Below are 16,048 nucleotides of genomic sequence, written 5' to 3'. Positions count from 1 at the left end.
TCGATTCAACTGCGGCATTCAAGGGTTTGGCGCGGAATCCTTTTCAGGCGATCCGAAAGTAACTGTCAGCAGCGATGCGACAATGCGGGCAAAGCCTGCCACCCCGCCTTCCGCGCGCATGTCGGCAACATCATCCGCGCTGACCGTATGTCCGCCGCCGCGAAGCCCGGCGCAGAGAATGCGCTGCATGTCGCGCGCCGACAGCCGTCCCGTTGAGAAGCGCGCTGTCAGGTCCGAAAGATTATCGACTTCAAATGCCGATTCCAGTTCCGCGAGAGCGCCAAGCGTCAGGCAGAGCGTCCAGTCACGGCCATCCAATCGGGCCGCGACCTCGCCGCGATGGCGATTGACCATCATAGCGCCTCGCCGAAGGTGATGAGGCTCGCGGATTCCAGCGCGATCTCGAAAGTCACTTCAGCATCGTGATTGCCGCCATATTCCAGCGCCGTTATCTGGAACGGCCCGCTGATCGTGCCGAAGTCCGGCAGGACGATCTGCCAGTCGCGGATCTCGCCCTCGAAGAATATCCGGCGGATTAGCGCATCGGATGCAGCATCCTTGAAGATGCCCGATCCGCTGACGGATGCGCGCTGAACTCCGCTGCCCGCAAGCAATTGCCGCCAGCGCCCGGCGGCATCGGCATCCGTTACGTCAACGGTTTCGGCGTTGAACGCGATACGCTTGGTGCGCAAGCCCGCGCAGGTTTCAAACGTGCCGTCGTCGCGCGCCGTCTTGAGCAAGATGTCCTTGCCTCTTTGTGCTGCCATTCAAATCTCCCTGAAATTCAGTCTGCAGGCTCGGTCACGGCGCGATAGCGCATGGTGCCAAGATAGCTGCCCAGTCCGTCGGTATTGCGCGCCAGAACTTCGGTCAGCATCAGGTTCACCAGACGATGTCCGCTCACCTCGACCGGCTTTTCGTCAAGCGCCGTCGCGATCTTTGCTGCAATGTCCAGCACACGCTTGCGGCCGCTTTCCTTCGCCCAGATCTGGATATTGAGAAAATGCTCGCCGCCCTTTTCGGTCGATGTATCCCAGTCGCGGCTGGCGGTCTCCCCGAGCGTCACATAGGGAAAGGGTGTTTTTGGCGGAACGTGGTCATAGATGCGCTCCCCGCCTATCGATTCAATGAGTTCGTCATCCTTCTTCAGAGTCTCAAACAGAGCCTTCTGCAATGCTGCCGCGCCATTCCTCATGCTTGCCCCCGCCCGCATTTCTGGTTGTCCGAATGCCGGTATCATCCGATCCCGACGCCTGTTGAACCGTGATGGCCTCCCCGACCGACAACGCTTTCCAGCGTAGTGCCCGGACAAGACCATCGAATGTAAGTTGCATTGAAATATTCATCACCCCTGCTCGCTCGCCAGACAGACGAGATAGCGTTCGCTTTCATCGGGATCGTGGATCGCGCGGAGCGAAAAGATCCGTCCTGCCTTGCGCAGCCGCATGGCGGTCGAGACATCCGAGCGGAACCGCAGCAGGATACGATGCGTCACTTCCGCTTGCGGACGCGTGCCGAAATCCTTCTGCGATGTGGAAAGCGGTTCGATCCGCCCCCAGACCATGCCGACCTCGGACCAGCTCTCGTCGTAACCGCCCATGCCGTCAGCTACCGGCTGCATCGCTTCCAGCACCAGCTCGGAAGTGAGCTGGCCCGGATCGATGAAAAGCACGTTGTTCATAGAGACACCCTCTTCCAGCTATCGATCATCTGGTTGATGACGGGCGGGAAGGAGCGCGATGCGGCATCTGCATCGACACCGGCGCGCGACTCGTAAAGATGCGCGACAAGCATCAGGATTGCATGTTTGAGAGCGTCCGGAACCTCGACGCCGCTTTCTCCAAAACCGGCCACGAAATCGACCTCAAGGCCGATGAAATCCGCCGCATCCGGATATTGCGCCATATAGAGGCGCTGCGGCCTGCGATTATGGTGCAGGATAAATTCTTCCGGCTCAAAACTGATTGCGGTTCCATCCTGCCTGTATGCCACCACAGCCGCCACCGATTTGACGGGATATTTGAACAGGGCAAGACGGCCCGAGCGCGGCCAGCGGTCAACACGCAGGCGCCAGGTCTGGTCGATCAGCGCCAGGCCGGTCTCGGCTTCGATGACTTCGCGGGCAGTCGCGATGAGACGACGCAGGATATCGTCTTCGCTATCGGTGGAAATTCTTAAAAATGCGCGCACGTCGGCTATCGTCACCGGCTCCAGTGCCGGTGGCGTGACAAGAAACATTGTCATGGATTTTCCTCTAAATGATAACTTTCAAATCAGGCAGTTAAACACGGGCTCCGCATGGAACGTCCGCAGAGCTTCACTTGCTTTGGAGCGGGAAACTACCTGCCAAAACCGGCAGGACAGCTCCAAAATTCCCAGAGAAAATTGACAGGTTCGCAGTGATCAAAGGCGTCAGGCAGCGAATTTCAGCAGTTTGATTGCCTCGAAATCCTGCACGCCGCCGCCGACGCGCTTCGTGGTGTAGAAGAGCACGTAAGGCTTGGCCGAATAAGGATCACGCAGCACACGCACACCAATGCGATCCACCACCAGATAGCCACGTCCGAAATCGCCAAAGGCGATAGCCGGGCTGTCGGCTGCGATGTCCGGCATATGCTCGGCCTCGACCAGACCGAAGCCCATCAGCGAGGCCTTTTCGCCAACAGCGGATGGCGGTTGCCACAGATAATTGCCGTCCTTGTCCTTGAGCTTGCGCAATACGCTCTGCGTCTTGCGGTTCATGACGAAGTTGGCATTCTGGCGATAACCGGCACGCAGACCGTAGATAAGCTCGATCAGCTTGTCCGACGGGTCTTCTTCCGGCAGCGCACCCGCAACGCCGGTTGCGATATGGCCGATCTTGCCCCACGCCCAGGCGTTATCCGCAACGCTTTCATAGTTCAGGAAGCCACGCGGCTTGTTGACGCCATCGCCATTGACGAAAGCTGCCCCTTCCTGCTCGGCGAAGGCTGCTTCCACTTCCTCGGCAATCCACTGTTCGACATTGATCGCGGCATCGTCGAGGAGCGAGGAAGTCGCTGCCGGCATGGCGTAGATTTCCATGGTCGGGAACTGCAATTCGGCCAGCTTTGCCGATGCGGTCTGCGGACGTGCATCGGTTTCACCGACCCATCCCGTGGCCGGGCCGCTGACCGAGAATGGCTTTTTCAGAATCGCACCAGAAACCTGGCGCACGCTGGAAATGCCACGGATCGGCGACAGGATGGCAAGCCTGCGTCCGATCTCGGTTTCCAGTTCTGCTGGCACCAGATAGCCGCCATCCGGACCGGATGCATAGGAATGCGCCTTCTGCTCGATCCCGCGCAGCGTCTGCTCGTCGCCACGGCGAACATAACCGTCAAAAGCCTGCTTGTGCTCGACATTCATGACAGGTGCAACGCCGCCCAGCGACGGACGCGCCTGCTTGAGAACATACTGGTCGAGCGCTGTCTTCTGCTCGTCCAGCGCACGGTTGATGCGGTCAACCTTGTCGCGCAGAAGCACATCGGCATCCGCACCCTTTTCGACCTTCTTCAGTCGTTCGTCATTGGCCTCGCGGAACGCCGAGAAGGCCGTCATGAACTCGTCGAAAGCCTCGGATACATCGCCATCATTGTGGCCAAGCGCCTTCGTTTCCACGCTCTTGATTTCAAGCGGGATGGTCTGGTTTTCTTCCATTTAGGTCCTGTGGTTTTCGTTGTTTCAGATCGTTCTAGAGCATTTCCCGTTTTGATTGGGTCATTGGAAATACTCTATCTATTTGTTTTTACGCATGTCTCCCGAAACCGGTTTCCACTTTCGGGAGACATGCTCTAGCAGCCTCACGCATACGTTGCGCGAGGCCTGTACTCCCAGATGACAGATGAGCGTCCCGCCCCTGCCCAGCAAGTGCTGCAAAGCCCTTGGCTATGACCGTCTTCGCAGCAGTTCGGCTCAGCCCCGCATCCCGCGTGAGCCAGCGTTCGAATTCGCGGATCGTCGGCAGTGTTGTCTTGACGCTGCTGACACGCGCCTGCGGCAGCATCGGAAAGGTGACAACCGAGATTTCCCATAGATCGGCTTCGATGATGTGGCGCAGTCCTGTGCGCGCATCCTTGCGCGCCTTGACCGTGCGAAAGCCGACGGACAACCCGTCCAGCCCGCCGCCGCGCATCAGTTCCAGCGCATCGCGTGCCCGCGTCACGCCCTTGGCCAGCCTGCCTTCGACATAAAGGCCACGCGCATCCTCGCGGATCGCGGTCCAGACGCCAATCGGCTCGCTCGCATCATGCTGCCAGAGCATGCGCACGCCCGACACGCCGCCCTTGGCAAGCGAACGGGCGAAAGCGCCCCGTTCGATCACGTCATTGCCGAGATCGGGCAAACCAAAGACGCTCGCGTAACCGGAAAAGCTGCCGTCCAGCTCCACATCCTCGATGGCAAGGGCTGCCTGTTTCGTTTCCAGCCGCATATCATGCATCGCCATTGCGCCCCCTTTCCTCTGGAAGAATTCCGGGGATGGGCGCGTGCTTCAGCCGTTCGGAAAAACGCTTGAAGATGCCGAGCGCCGACCAGGCGGCAAGGCTTGCCGCAGCCGATCCCATCAGCATCAGTTCCGCCCGGCCGAGGAACCCGCCGAGCGCCAGCGTTTCGGAAATCTTGACGCCTGCGGCACCGCCGAAAACCATGCCGCAAATGATGCCGACCGCAAAACGGATTGCCGCTTCGCGCTTTCCATGCGGCAGCATATAGGCGAGCGATACGGCGGAGCCTGCCACCGCACCCGCCATTTTGGCAAACCATATCCATGTTGCCTCAGAGGCAAATACTGCATCGTTGAGGTTGGTCATGACGGTCTCCTTTCTGAATGAGGCTGATAGCCCACCGCATCACGCTTTTCTTCATCGGTGAGAAACGGCGCATCGGAAATGCGCCGCCACAACGATTCCCGCTCGGAAGACAGCCCGTCTATGCGGTCGACATCGTGATCGAGCCTGAGATCGTCGCCAAAATGCGGGCCCAGCCATCCGCTGAAAGCCTTGGCGGCACGGCCTATCAGCGGCAGCACCGTCAGTCGGTAGAAAGCGCGATTGGCCTCCGCATAGTTGGCGTAGGTATTGTCGCCCGGAATGCCGAGCAGCATCGGCTCTACACCGAAGGCAAGCGCGATGTCACGGGCGGCACCGTTCTTGGCTTCGATGAAATCCATGTCTTGCGGGCTGTAGCCCATCGCCTTCCAGTCCAGACCGCCTTCCAGAAGCAGCGGGCGCCCAGCACCGGAAGCGCCGGTATAGCCCTCCTCCAGTTCTTCCTTGAGGCGGGCGAACTGCTCTTCCGTCAGATTGCCGCCATCCTTCGGCGCATAGACCAGCGCTCCGGAAGGCCGGGCTGAATTGTCGAGCAGCGCCTTGTTCCAGGCGCCTGCCGCATTGTGAAGATCAAGCGCCATCAGGGCTGCTTCCAGCGGCGGAAACCCGTAATGGTCATCCAGCGGATGAAACAGCTTGAGTTGCAAGGCAGCCGCGCCATCGCTTCCAAGCGACAGCCGCCTGCCCGCATTTCCGGAGCGATAGACCAGCCCCTGCGGCCAGCCGTTAGTGTCGGTCTCGACGCTGACCCGCTCCGGGCGCAGCAGATGCAGTTCCATGCGGCCACTCGGCAGATCGACGCGTTCGACATAGGCATTGCCGGAAATCAGCAGATGCCCATAAAGCCGCTCGAAGAATGTCGCTCCGTCCAGCCCGCATTGGGGGCGGGTAAACAGATCAAGCAGCGGATGCGTTTCATGCTCGGTTGCCCCTTCATACAGCAGCCACGGCACGCTGCTTGCCGCCTCCGCGATCATGCGCACGCAGCGATGGGCAACCGGATTGCGCATGAAGCCTTCACGCGCCAGCGACGTATAATCCCGCGCAATCCACGATGCGCCATGATCCATATGCAGCGCGACAAAGCCGTTCGCCATTTTGGTCTGACGCGGGGCGTCGGACTTTATGGCAGATACGGGCGTGTTTCGACGCCCCGGCCATTTTCGGACCCAGTTCCATGCCATTCGATGGCTTCTCCAAAATTATGAATATTCAGCCAAACCGGCGTATGCGCGGTTTGCGTTCGGTGCCGAGCATCAGTTCGCCCAGCGCCCAGACCAGTGCGTCGAGCCGATCCGGTGACCGTCCGCTGGAAAGACCGCCCGGTGCGAAGTCGCACATTTCGTCCTCCAGCGCCGGGAACCGCCCGGCATGGCGAATGCGCCCCTGTTCATAGAGCGCAGCCACCGGCTCAGCCCGCAGCCATTTACCTCTGGACGCATGACGCTTGAGAACCGGGACACTTGCATCTTCCGCAGCCAGCACCGCAGCAACCATCTCGCCGCCCTGGTTGACCTCCGCGACAATCGCATCGGCCTGATGCGCATGGAAAAGCGCAATGGCCTTTCGCGCCCATTGGTGCGGCTTCGCGGCGTTCATGCTGGCATCGGCGAGCACATGGCCGTTGCCTTCTTCATCAAGACCGGCAACGACAATGCCGCAGGCATCCGACGCCTTGCCCGACGAGGCAGGCGGGTCGATGGCCACGACAATGCGCACCAGTTCCGGGGTTCGGGCCTCGAAACACCGCTCGATAAGGTCACGTGACCATAAGGCATCGGCGCGTTCCCCGATCAGTTCACCGTCGAGTTCCTGTCGCCCGAGACGCGTCCCGGCATAGCGATGGTTGATCGTCTGCATGAAACCCTGCGCCAGATTGGCCGCGTTTTCGTCCGTCCGCATATGCGTCATCGAAACCGTAGTATCCCCAACCAAGGCTTTCAAAAGCGGAACCGCGCGCGGCGTCGTGGTCACGACCTGCCTTGGAAAAGTTCCCAGACGCAGGCCGAATTGCAGCATGTCCCAGGTTTCCTGCGGGTTTTTCCATTTCGCAAGCTCATCGCACCACGCGGCATCGAATTGCGGACCGCGCAGGCTATCAGGGTCTTCGGAAGAATAGAGCGACGCCACCGCGCCGTTCTCCCACAAAAGCCTGCGGCGGGTCGCTTCATAGCGGGGGCGCGCCAGCCGCGACACCGCCAGAATGCCGGACGGCCCGTCCACCATCACTTCACGCGCATCGCCGAAGGTTTCGCCGACCAGCGCAATATGTCCGCAGGCTGCCTTGGCAAAGGGCGGCAGTCCCAGCGCCATGCCGGAAGCCCATTCCGCCCCTGCCCGCGTCTTGCCGGAGCCGCGCCCGCCCATGATAAGCCAGGTGCGCCAGTCACCATAAGGCGGCAATTGCGCATCACGCGCCTGAAACAGCCACTCCGCCTCCGCTGCTTCCACTTGCTGCGGCGTCAGGCCCGCCGTCCAGAATCTCCCGCGCCCGCCTTTCTGCAAGTTCGTTTATCCTCCTGCTTATACGCATCAGCGCCTTGCGCGTTTCGCTCAACGAAGCGACCGCAATACCGGCAGGCAACTGGTTGACCGGCCTGTCTTCGGCGGTCAGTTCGCCGACGGACTTCACCGCTCGGGCAAGCGCCATCAACGCCTCCGACTTGCTCTTGTCCGGCAGGTCTTCGCCGTCGAGCAACCGTTTCAGCTCGGCCTGCAGCCTGTCCAGGATGGCTTCGCGTGCCCGCTTCTCCGTATCAGGCGAAGGGGATGAACAGGCCAGATTAAGGCGGTTCAGACGGTTGAGATATTGGCTAACCGGGACAGACAGCAAATCCGCAATATCTGCGGGGTCGATGCCATGTGCTGTCTGCAACTGATGCGCCAGGCGAATGCGCGCTTCACCGCGCGACGTCTTTTCCACAATTTTAGGGTGTGTTTTCACAATCTTCACAATTGCCTTAAACGACATAACCCTGAAAAGTCGCTATGACTTTTCAGGGTTATGCACACCGGTATCGGCTGGGGGTATATAGCGTAACCAGCGACAGTCACAATTTTTCGACTGTACATAAAACCTAGCAAAGCACCGTTACGCAGTCAAGGACTATTTTCCTATTGATTGACTTTTTTCCTACAACCAAAAAGCTGCTTGTGTTTTAACCATTTCACATGAGCTGTTGCTTATTAATCTGCTATGATGGATGGGCAAGTTCCGCCTGTCTCCGAAACCAACCATGCCGAAGTTAGTGTTTATGCGTAAAACGGCAGAAAAAGATTCCGGAAGCGAGAAGCGCAAACCGTTCAGGGTTTCGCGCCTGATCGGGCTCGACGCATGGATCGATTCCACCCTCTACAGCCTGCGCTACAATCTCGGCGAATGGTGGGAAAACATCACCATTTTCTCGCGGCGTTTTCGCGTGCGCGGTTTCCGGCGTTTTGTGGTCGAGGTTCTCGACGAAGGGTTTACGCTGGGCGTGGGCGGTGCAGTTCTGATGCTCGTCCTGGCCCTGCCCGCTTTCGAGGAAACCAAGAAGGACTGGCGTGCGCAGGATGATTATGCCGTTACCTTCCTCGACCGCTATGGCAATGAAATCGGCCAGCGCGGTATTCTCCACCGTCAGGCTGTGCCAATTGATGAATTGCCGGATCACGTCATCAAGGCCGTGCTCGGCACCGAGGACCGACGCTTTTTCGACCATTACGGCATCGACTTCTGGGGCCTGACCCGCGCGTTCAGCCAGAACATGCGCGCCAATGGCGTCGTTCAGGGCGGCTCGACCATCACGCAGCAGCTCGCCAAGAACCTTTTCCTGTCCAACGAGCGCACCATCGAACGCAAGATCAAGGAAGCCTTCCTCGCGCTCTGGCTGGAAAGCAATCTCAGCAAGAAGGAAATCCTGCAGCTTTATCTCGACCGTGCCTATATGGGCGGGGGAACTTTCGGTATTGCCGCTGCTTCGGAATTCTATTTCGGCAAGAACGTCAAGGATGTCTCGCTGGCGGAAGCCGCGATGCTGGCCGGTCTGTTCAAGGCGCCCGCCAAGTTCGCGCCGCATGTCAATTTGCCCGCAGCCCGTGCACGCGCCAATGTCGTGCTTTCCAATATGGTTGAAAGCGGCTTCCTGAGCGAAGGACAGGTGGCCGTTGCACGCCGTCATCCGGCAAGCGTCATCGACCGCGCCAAGAACGAAAGTCCCGACTACTTCCTCGACTGGGCTTTCGAAGAGGTGAAGAAGATCGCCGCCAATATTCCACAGCACACATTGATCGTGCGCACGACGCTCGACCGCAACCTGCAGAAGGCGGCAGAGGAATCGCTCGAATATCACCTGCGCCAGTTCGGCAAGGACTATAATGTCTCGGAAGCGGCAACCGTCGTTATCGCCAACGACGGGTCTGTCCGCGCACTGGTCGGCGGGCGGGACTATGGGGAAAGCCAGTTCAACCGCGCCACCAAGGCATTGCGGCAGGCCGGATCTTCCTTCAAGCCCTATGTCTATGCGGCTGCGATGGAAAAGGGCCTGACGCCCAGCACCATCGTTTCAGATGCTCCAATTAGCTGGGGCAACTGGTCACCGCGCAATTATGGCCGCAGCTTTGCCGGTCGTGTGGACCTGACGACGGCGCTTGTCCGCTCGTTGAACAGCGTGCCGGTGCGGCTGGCGCGCGATTATCTGACTACGGCCCCCATCGTTGCCCTGACCAAGGCGATGGGCGTGGAATCGCCGATCTCGTCACACAAGACCATGGTGCTCGGCACATCGGAAATGACGGTGATGGATCAGGCCACCGGCTTCAACGTGTTTCCGAATGCGGGCATGGCTGGCAACCGTCATGCATTCACACAGATCGTTTCGTCGGAAGGCAAGGTGTTGTGGGATTTCGGGCGCGATGCCCCGAAGCCGCACAGGGCACTGTCGGAGAAAGCTGCACTCGAAATGAATTCCATGCTGGTGCAGGTGCCTGAACGCGGCACCGGACGCCGCGCGGCACTGCCGATGACGCGGGTGGGCGGCAAGACTGGCACAACGCAAAATTATCGCGATGCGTGGTTCGTCGGCTTTACCGGAAATTTCACGGCGGCGGTCTGGTTCGGCAACGACAATTTCACCCCGATGAAGGAAATGACCGGCGGCGTTCTGCCTGCCATGGCCTGGCAACGCATGATGGCCTATGCGCATCAGAACATCGAACTGAAGCCCATACCGGGTGTGACCCCGCCATTCCCCGCGCCGCCCAAGAAGAGCGACCCGCAAGTGGCGAATGCCAAGCCGGAAGAAACCATGGCTGCGCCGCCGCGCGTACTGTCTCCTCTATCGACAAAAGTTATCAAGGAACTGCATGACCGCTTCCTTGCGGCCCCGCCTCTGCCTAAGATCGCCGAGCGCACGAAAATATCGGTACTCTGAGGGGCGATGTTCAAGAGGATATTCAACACGGCGATTGTGCTTGTGCTGGCGCTGGGCGGCGGCATCTGGAGCGTCGACAAGGTTCTTGACCGGTTTGAAGGTTTCGGTGAACTCAAGGTTGGGGCCTGGAGCGCCTATCCGGCGGCTGGCACGCCCGATGCCGACCCCTATTCCAAGGCCCGCGCGGCCCGCAAAGCCTATCTGGCGCTTGGAACGGCGGAAGGTCTTCCGTTCTATGCGCGCAGCGACAATAGCGGGCGCACCCTTCGGCGCGGCTGCACTTACCGCCTGAGCGGCATGACACCGCCTGCCCGCTTCTGGACCGTCTATCCCGCTACACCTGATCTGGAACCGATCAGGCCGCGTGAAGGATTGCAGGAAGCGCTGCATTCCCGCGAAGTCCTGTACGACGATGACGGCAGCGTCACGATCACCATCGGCCCCGATGCAGCGCCGGGCAATTGGTTGCCCGTTGAAGGAAGCGGCGATTTCGTTCTCGTCATGACGCTTTACGACACGCCCGCGGCATCATCTTCCGGTCTCTCCGATCTGGTGATGCCAGGCCTCGCCCATATCGCGGGTGCAAGCAAGGGGGCGTGCCGTGGCTAGAATATTGCGCCTCGTTCTCCTCGGCATCGTGGGCGCTGCGATTGTTCATATCGCGGTTCTCTTCCTCGTCCCCTTTTATTCAGACAAGAATGCATGGTCGCGGATCGAAGCTGGAAGCGAGCCATATCGTTTCCACAGGCTGGACAAAAAGACCGGTCCGGTCAGCGACAGTGACCCGCTGGTGCAGCAAGCCACCTGCCGCTTCGATCTTGCCGACGGGCCTGTGCATATTACGACCGGAGCGAATGTGCCCTATTGGTCGCTCTCGATCTATGCGCCCAACGGGGACAATCTCTACAGCCTCAACGACAGCGTTTCCAACGAACGCAAGCTCGATCTGATCCTTGCCGATCCCATCGGCATGGCAAGTCTGCGCTCGGATGGTTCGCAGGCCGATGCGCGTTCGATCCTGATCGAGCAGAATATCGGCGAAGGTGCCGCTGTGCTGCGCGTTTTCGTGCCTGATGCAACGTGGAACACGGAAGTGCAGCGCTTCTTTGCGGAGGCGCAGTGCGCGCCGTTTGAAGGGCTCTAGCTACCCGACCCAAATGCTGTTTCTTTATGGCACGGTTAATGAGTTGCTAAGGCTTCAACGCTACTATCCGGAATACCGACCCATGCGGGGTGCATTTGCGCATCAACCGGCTGCCGCCGGATGCGTGATCTGCAATTTGGGGCGGGTGAGTTGTGTGCCTACCGGAGTATTCTGCGTGACAAATGAACAGTTCCGCGCCCTGGAGGATATTTCAGGCCACCGGAGCCCGTCGAATTCAAAAGCGGGGAGCAGCAAGGCGGACGACCTTCTGGCGGCCGCGATTTCGGCGTTTGCGGGTATCACGCGCCCCGGACGGCAGGATATGCAGCAGCTTGAAGATCTTGCCATGCCGCTTCTCCAATGCGCTTCCACTCGCGGCAAGCGCCATGCGGCCAATGCGCTGGCACAATTGGAGGACGCGCCGCGTCGTCTCATTCTGGCGCTGGCCGACGAACCCGTCGAAATCTCCGCGCCTATTTTGCTGCGCTCTCCCCTTCTACGCCCTTCCGACCTCATCGAAATCATCGGCAAGAACGGTCTTGCCCATGCGCGCGCCATTGCACGGCGCCAGTCCGGTGACATCCTTCTGCAAGGCGTGCTGCGCAGTTTCGCCGACCCGGTCATCGACCGCACGCTGACGCTTCAGGAAAATCTTGCGAATATCGAGGCCGAACCGCTCGAAAGGCCGAATGTACCTGATCTTTCTGCGGCCAGAGCGCCGCTGATGAAAGAAGACAGCTCCGAACGACTGGCGCGCGCGCTGCAACAGCCTTTCTTCGAAGCCGGCGCGACCACCGGCTCGCAGCATCTCATCGATACCGCGCTTCTGATCGACAGCCAGTTTTTCCGCAATGCTCTGGCCGATGCGCTCGACCTGTCGTTTGAACGGTCCGACGCGATCATCGGGCAATGGCCGGATTCGCATCTGCCGATTGCACTCAAGGCGCTCGGATTGTCACCTGCTGAATGCTATCTCGTCATGACGGCCATTCTGGGTCCTATCGACACCAACCGCGACAGCCTGCGTGAGTTTGTGCATATTTATCGCTCCATCGACCGCGAAAAAGCGATGGCGCTCGTGCGGCGCTGGAAGGCGGACGACATGTCTGCCATGCTGCGTGGGAAATTGCGTGAAATGGCCGAGGACGACACGCCACTCGCCGACGCCGCCAATTCCGATCACCCGTCGCTTCAGCGATTGGTGAAATAGAGTTCATCGGAAAGAAGTTTTAGAAAGCTTCTCCGTCCTGCGAAATCGAGAACAATGCCGATGCATCGGCAACATCTTCCAGCTCGACCAGCCACAGGTCGGGATCGAAGCGGGTTTCTCGCGCCATACGGTCGCCTGCTGCCATGTCATCGGCGTCGTGAAGAATGCGCAAAAACATGCGCTCTCCGTCATTATCCTCTTCATAGGAGGTTTGTGGCGCAGGCGAATACAGGTCGCATGTGCCGAAGCGTGAGCTTACCTTGATGAAGATTGCGCCCGCCTCCGGTGAACCGCGACGGGCGAGATAGGCAAAGCCGCCCGCGCCCTGCACCTTGCGGATCAATGCCGAAACCCAGAAATCGGATGTCAGGCGCATCGGGAATCCATCAGCTTATCAGGCCAATCTCGCGCATCTTGGCGATCAGCGTTGCATCGATTTCGCCGGTTACCGGCATACTGAACAGCTTTTGAAATTCGCGCACCGCTTCCTGTGTCGTCTTGCCGGATTGTCCGTTCACCGGCACGGTGTCGTTGCCGAATGCCTTCAACCCGGCCTGCACTCGGATAATATCCTGCGAACTGACTTTCCCCGATTGCACGGTGGGCGTTGCCGCCATCTGCTTTTTCGGTGCCGGTTTTTCATAAGATACGAGAGCGGGTTTTGGCTTGGAATCCGTCTCCGTCTTCAAGACTGCGGGCTGCGGGCGCGGCGTCGGAACTGCTACCTCGATGGCTTTTGCCACATCGTCCTGAGCGGGGGCACTGTTTTGGGCATCGGCCTGCAACTGCGCCGGAATGTTTGCTTCCTGCACGCCGAGCTTCTGCTGCAAGGCGCGCCAGCGTTCCACCGCGTCGCGCGTCTGCGGCCCGGTGAAACCATCCACCGGTCCCTTGTAAATTCCAAGTGTCGAAAGTCGCTGCTGCAAACGTGCGATTTCCAGATCGGCATTGGGCGCAAGTGCCGGCAGCATGTCGTCAACCGATGCACTCATGTTCAGCCGGTCCGCCGACAGGCTGGCTGCTTCCAGCGGCTGGGCAGTCTCAGTGTTTGCGGAGCTTGCAGGTTCGGCTGAGGCCGTCGCGGTCGGTTTCGGGGCGTTATCACTTGCTGATGCCGTGCCCGGCAGGACTGCGCGTGGCGTCGGCTTGAACACGAAATCCGGTCTGGTGCGGAAGAACACGGCGTTGTGCGCTTCCGGCTGATACCAGAGCGCATTGGCCGAGACGAAACTCAACACAACCAGAAACGCAGTTGCCCCGCCGGTCAGGACGGGATTGCGCACGATGAAATCTCCGGCAGCAATCGCCAGCGCGGAAGCCGATGTGAAGAAGAAATGGAGGAGTCGCGAGCCGAGACTACGCCGTTTTGCGGGTTTGCGCATCTTTCTGCTCCCGGATTTGGCTGTTGTCTTCGTCGTTCTGCCAGTCATTATGCCTTTCCCCCTGGTGACGGTGCATGTCGATCACCATGCCAAGCTCTGGGCCAAGCTCTGGGCCAAGTTCCTGATATTCGTCGTCCCCCATGACAAACTGCGGGCCTGCCACCGGAAGGCGGATCGTGACGATCGTGCCTTCGCCAGGGCAGCTCTTGAGTTGCATGCTCCCCTGATGCAGTTCCACCAGCCCCTTGACCACCGAAAGTCCGAGGCCACTCCCCTCCTGCGCGCGCGTGTAGTTATTGTCGGCGCGCACGAATGGCGTGCCGATGCGCTGCATATCTTCCGGCTCAATGCCGATGCCCGTATCCGACACGATGATTTCCAGCATCGGACGGCCTTCAGCCATAACGCGGGTTGCATCAATGGTGACGCAGCCGCCGCTTTGCGTGAACTTCACCGCATTACCGGCAAGATTGAGCAGAATTTGCTGGACGGCGCGACGATCCGCCACCAGTTCACCAATGCCTGCGCTAACGCGATGGCAGAAGGCAACGCCTTTCTTTTCAGCCTGCGGCAGCATGACGGCGGTGCACATTTCAGCCGCGTCACGGAAAGCGAAGTTCTGCGGGTCGATGCTGTAATGACCGGTTTCCAGCCGAGAATTGTCCAGAACGGCATTCACGAGTTCCAGCAGATAATGACCCGACTGATGAATGAGGCCCGCATATTCGCGCTGCTTCTCATTGGCCAGCTTGCCGCCCATTTCGTGCGACAGCATATCGGAAAAGCCGATGATCGAATTGAGCGGTGTGCGCAGTTCGTGGCTGACGGCTGCAAGCAGACGGCCTTTGCCGATGCGCTCCGATTCCAGCTCGGCTTTCAGCGTTGCAATTTCATCCAGAAGCTTCTGTTCGCCTTCGAGCGAGCGGCCAATCAACGTGATGGCGTGAGCGCTTGCGGCACCTTCGAGACGATAAGTGCGGAAGATCGTATCGCCGTTTTCGATGGAACGCAGGCGTACATCGATCTTGCTGGAAGCGGAACCGGCGCGAAGATCGGCCAGAAGCGAAAGATATTGCACACGGTCAGCCACATGAACGCGGTCGATGAGCGCCGTGCCTTCCAGCATTTTGGGCTGTACGCCCAAAAGCTTTGCCGAATTCGTATCGACCGAGGATACCACGCCATCCGAATCAAGACCGAACTGCACGTCGCCTGCGGCAACAGCAACTTGCGGCGCGTTGATCCTGATCTGTGCGGGCCTGGCGGCGCTCGCAAAACCGCGCGCAACAAGGCTTGCTGCATAAAGCATGAGAACAGCGACGGACACATAGCTGCCGCCGGAAATGGCGCCACCGCTTGCCGTCGCAAAATAGCCGAGAATCATGGTCGCCAATGCGGCGCCCGCTGCTGCGGCAGCAGGCTTGCGAGTCGCAAACCAGACTTCAAGCGGCAGACCCGCCACCATCAACCACAGGACCGCATTGCCATGAGAAAAAGCGCCAATGGCAGCCAGACCCGCGCCATAGGCAGCGAAGTTCAGGCCAGCCAGAACAGGTGCAGCGACGCCCATCAGCGACAGCGCGCAAAGGATCATGGCGACGCCTGCAAAACTTGCTGCAAGAATCGCAAATTCCGTAAAGCCCGGCGTTGCGCCAGAGGCGAGCACGGCCGCACAAAGCAGGACCGGCGCGGTGATGACCGAACCGATAACACGTATGGAGGCCGCATCGGGACTGGATACCCAGCGGCGGCAGAAACGTTCGTAAAAACGGCTGATCGCCTGCACATTCATGCGGACGGTCTTGGCTGTTTTCAAAAGAATGGCGTTCAACGTGCCGTACTCACTCAATACTCTTGCATGGTCTAAACCGGAAAACCGTTCGCCGTGACGACGCTCTCCCAGCCAGCAACAGATTGCAGCCGAGGCTTTAAAGAAACGATAAAGCGAGACCGCCCAAAGCGGATAAGTGACGCGTCGGGTCTGCTTTTCTGCCTATGGTAAACAGAGAGTAGCGATCAGGTGGCGAAACCACAGCCACGGCACAATTTTGACG

Annotated in this window: 19 protein-coding genes; 4 read left to right on the top strand and 15 right to left on the bottom strand. The window is 59.4% G+C overall.

The window, feature by feature from the left end; genetic code table 11:
- Positions 1-18 precede the first annotated feature (18 nt).
- From F9K94_RS22275 to F9K94_RS22220, 12 genes are all read right to left on the bottom strand, one after another.
- On the bottom strand, positions 19-357 hold the full coding sequence (locus F9K94_RS22275; protein ID WP_151648669.1) for a gene transfer agent family protein: 339 nt from the start codon (positions 355-357) through the stop codon (positions 19-21).
- Positions 354-767, bottom strand: a complete 414-nt coding sequence (locus F9K94_RS22270; RefSeq protein WP_061347234.1) for a phage major tail protein, TP901-1 family — start codon at positions 765-767, stop codon at positions 354-356. The genes F9K94_RS22275 and F9K94_RS22270 overlap by 4 nt, the downstream gene beginning before the upstream one ends.
- Before the next feature lie 17 nt (positions 768-784).
- Positions 785-1,195, bottom strand: a complete 411-nt coding sequence (locus F9K94_RS22265; RefSeq protein ID WP_061347233.1) for a DUF3168 domain-containing protein — start codon at positions 1,193-1,195, stop codon at positions 785-787.
- Positions 1,155-1,334 carry a hypothetical protein gene (locus F9K94_RS22260; RefSeq protein WP_235813520.1) on the bottom strand — a complete coding sequence of 60 codons (180 nt, stop codon included), beginning with the start codon at positions 1,332-1,334 and terminating at the stop codon, positions 1,155-1,157. The genes F9K94_RS22265 and F9K94_RS22260 overlap by 41 nt, the downstream gene beginning before the upstream one ends.
- Positions 1,335-1,345: 11 nt before the next feature.
- Positions 1,346-1,681, bottom strand: a complete 336-nt coding sequence (locus tag F9K94_RS22255) for a phage head closure protein (protein WP_061347231.1) — start codon at positions 1,679-1,681, stop codon at positions 1,346-1,348.
- Positions 1,678-2,244 carry a head-tail connector protein gene (locus F9K94_RS22250; protein ID WP_061347230.1) on the bottom strand — a complete coding sequence of 189 codons (567 nt, stop codon included), beginning with the start codon at positions 2,242-2,244 and terminating at the stop codon, positions 1,678-1,680. Before F9K94_RS22250 ends, F9K94_RS22255 begins: the two co-directional genes overlap by 4 nt.
- Positions 2,245-2,412: 168 nt before the next feature.
- Positions 2,413-3,678, bottom strand: a complete 1,266-nt coding sequence (locus F9K94_RS22245) for a phage major capsid protein (RefSeq protein WP_151648667.1) — start codon at positions 3,676-3,678, stop codon at positions 2,413-2,415.
- An 88-nt stretch (positions 3,679-3,766) separates the two neighbouring features.
- Entirely contained in the window at positions 3,767-4,465 is a 699-nt protein-coding gene (locus F9K94_RS22240) for an HK97 family phage prohead protease (protein ID WP_151648665.1), read from the bottom strand.
- Complete coding sequence (locus tag F9K94_RS22235) at positions 4,452-4,829, bottom strand: DUF6107 family protein (protein ID WP_061347227.1); 378 nt, start codon at positions 4,827-4,829, stop codon at positions 4,452-4,454. The genes F9K94_RS22240 and F9K94_RS22235 overlap by 14 nt, the downstream gene beginning before the upstream one ends.
- The gene (locus tag F9K94_RS22230; RefSeq protein ID WP_151648662.1) at positions 4,826-6,031 is read right to left on the bottom strand and encodes a phage portal protein; all 1,206 of its coding nucleotides are present in this window, start codon (positions 6,029-6,031) and stop codon (positions 4,826-4,828) included. Before F9K94_RS22230 ends, F9K94_RS22235 begins: the two co-directional genes overlap by 4 nt.
- A gap of 28 nt (positions 6,032-6,059) precedes the next feature.
- A complete protein-coding gene (locus tag F9K94_RS22225; RefSeq protein WP_151648660.1) occupies positions 6,060-7,352 on the bottom strand; it encodes a DNA-packaging protein in 1,293 nt (430 codons plus the stop codon).
- Positions 7,258-7,791, bottom strand: a complete 534-nt coding sequence (locus F9K94_RS22220; RefSeq protein ID WP_235920669.1) for a hypothetical protein — start codon at positions 7,789-7,791, stop codon at positions 7,258-7,260. The genes F9K94_RS22225 and F9K94_RS22220 overlap by 95 nt, the downstream gene beginning before the upstream one ends.
- 292 nt (positions 7,792-8,083) lie before the next feature.
- Here F9K94_RS22220 and F9K94_RS22215 point away from each other — a divergent pair, with 292 nt between their 5' ends.
- The 4 genes from F9K94_RS22215 to F9K94_RS22200 all read left to right on the top strand — a co-directional run bounded on the left by F9K94_RS22215 (position 8,084) and on the right by F9K94_RS22200 (position 12,612).
- Positions 8,084-10,258, top strand: a complete 2,175-nt coding sequence (locus F9K94_RS22215; RefSeq protein ID WP_151648658.1) for a penicillin-binding protein 1A — start codon at positions 8,084-8,086, stop codon at positions 10,256-10,258.
- 6 nt (positions 10,259-10,264) lie between these two features.
- A complete protein-coding gene (locus tag F9K94_RS22210; protein WP_151648656.1) occupies positions 10,265-10,867 on the top strand; it encodes a DUF1214 domain-containing protein in 603 nt (200 codons plus the stop codon).
- Positions 10,860-11,402 (top strand): DUF1254 domain-containing protein, encoded by a 543-nt coding sequence (locus F9K94_RS22205; protein WP_151648654.1) that lies wholly within the window; start codon positions 10,860-10,862, stop codon positions 11,400-11,402. The genes F9K94_RS22210 and F9K94_RS22205 overlap by 8 nt, the downstream gene beginning before the upstream one ends.
- A gap of 175 nt (positions 11,403-11,577) precedes the next feature.
- The gene (locus tag F9K94_RS22200; protein WP_151648652.1) at positions 11,578-12,612 is read left to right on the top strand and encodes a DUF2336 domain-containing protein; all 1,035 of its coding nucleotides are present in this window, start codon (positions 11,578-11,580) and stop codon (positions 12,610-12,612) included.
- 19 nt (positions 12,613-12,631) lie between these two features.
- On the opposite strand, the gene F9K94_RS22195 is transcribed toward F9K94_RS22200, so the two are convergent.
- From F9K94_RS22195 to F9K94_RS22185, 3 genes are read right to left on the bottom strand one after another with little or no spacing between them, the layout of a single operon-like run.
- Entirely contained in the window at positions 12,632-12,988 is a 357-nt protein-coding gene (locus F9K94_RS22195; RefSeq protein ID WP_151648650.1) for a DUF1491 family protein, read from the bottom strand.
- A 10-nt stretch (positions 12,989-12,998) separates the two neighbouring features.
- On the bottom strand, positions 12,999-13,994 hold the full coding sequence (locus F9K94_RS22190; protein WP_151648648.1) for a peptidoglycan-binding domain-containing protein: 996 nt from the start codon (positions 13,992-13,994) through the stop codon (positions 12,999-13,001).
- Positions 13,969-15,825, bottom strand: a complete 1,857-nt coding sequence (locus F9K94_RS22185; protein WP_151648739.1) for an ATP-binding protein — start codon at positions 15,823-15,825, stop codon at positions 13,969-13,971. Before F9K94_RS22185 ends, F9K94_RS22190 begins: the two co-directional genes overlap by 26 nt.
- Between the last annotated feature and the right edge of the window lie 223 nt (positions 15,826-16,048).

This window comes from Brucella tritici, assembly GCF_008932285.1.
In the GTDB taxonomy this organism is placed as follows: domain Bacteria; phylum Pseudomonadota; class Alphaproteobacteria; order Rhizobiales; family Rhizobiaceae; genus Brucella; species Brucella tritici.
The sequence above is the reverse complement of the archived record's forward strand: the minus strand, read 5'-3'. Positions and strand labels throughout refer to the sequence as shown.

What these genes read in the sequence shown, in the direction of transcription:
- F9K94_RS22265 (WP_061347233.1), bottom strand. Translation starts at nt 1,195, where the DNA reads ATGAGGAATGGCGCGGCAGCATTGCAGAAGGCTCTGTTTGAGACTCTG.
- F9K94_RS22255 (WP_061347231.1), bottom strand. Translation starts at nt 1,681, where the DNA reads ATGAACAACGTGCTTTTCATCGATCCGGGCCAGCTCACTTCCGAGCTG.
- F9K94_RS22190 (WP_151648648.1), bottom strand. Translation starts at nt 13,994, where the DNA reads ATGCGCAAACCCGCAAAACGGCGTAGTCTCGGCTCGCGACTCCTCCAT.
- F9K94_RS22240 (WP_151648665.1), bottom strand. Translation starts at nt 4,465, where the DNA reads ATGGCGATGCATGATATGCGGCTGGAAACGAAACAGGCAGCCCTTGCC.
- F9K94_RS22210 (WP_151648656.1), top strand. Translation starts at nt 10,265, where the DNA reads ATGTTCAAGAGGATATTCAACACGGCGATTGTGCTTGTGCTGGCGCTG.
- F9K94_RS22245 (WP_151648667.1), bottom strand. Translation starts at nt 3,678, where the DNA reads ATGGAAGAAAACCAGACCATCCCGCTTGAAATCAAGAGCGTGGAAACG.
- F9K94_RS22260 (WP_235813520.1), bottom strand. Translation starts at nt 1,334, where the DNA reads ATGCAACTTACATTCGATGGTCTTGTCCGGGCACTACGCTGGAAAGCG.
- F9K94_RS22270 (WP_061347234.1), bottom strand. Translation starts at nt 767, where the DNA reads ATGGCAGCACAAAGAGGCAAGGACATCTTGCTCAAGACGGCGCGCGAC.
- F9K94_RS22215 (WP_151648658.1), top strand. Translation starts at nt 8,084, where the DNA reads ATGCCGAAGTTAGTGTTTATGCGTAAAACGGCAGAAAAAGATTCCGGA.
- F9K94_RS22250 (WP_061347230.1), bottom strand. Translation starts at nt 2,244, where the DNA reads ATGACAATGTTTCTTGTCACGCCACCGGCACTGGAGCCGGTGACGATA.
- F9K94_RS22195 (WP_151648650.1), bottom strand. Translation starts at nt 12,988, where the DNA reads ATGCGCCTGACATCCGATTTCTGGGTTTCGGCATTGATCCGCAAGGTG.
- F9K94_RS22275 (WP_151648669.1), bottom strand. Translation starts at nt 357, where the DNA reads ATGATGGTCAATCGCCATCGCGGCGAGGTCGCGGCCCGATTGGATGGC.
- F9K94_RS22235 (WP_061347227.1), bottom strand. Translation starts at nt 4,829, where the DNA reads ATGACCAACCTCAACGATGCAGTATTTGCCTCTGAGGCAACATGGATA.
- F9K94_RS22230 (WP_151648662.1), bottom strand. Translation starts at nt 6,031, where the DNA reads ATGGCATGGAACTGGGTCCGAAAATGGCCGGGGCGTCGAAACACGCCC.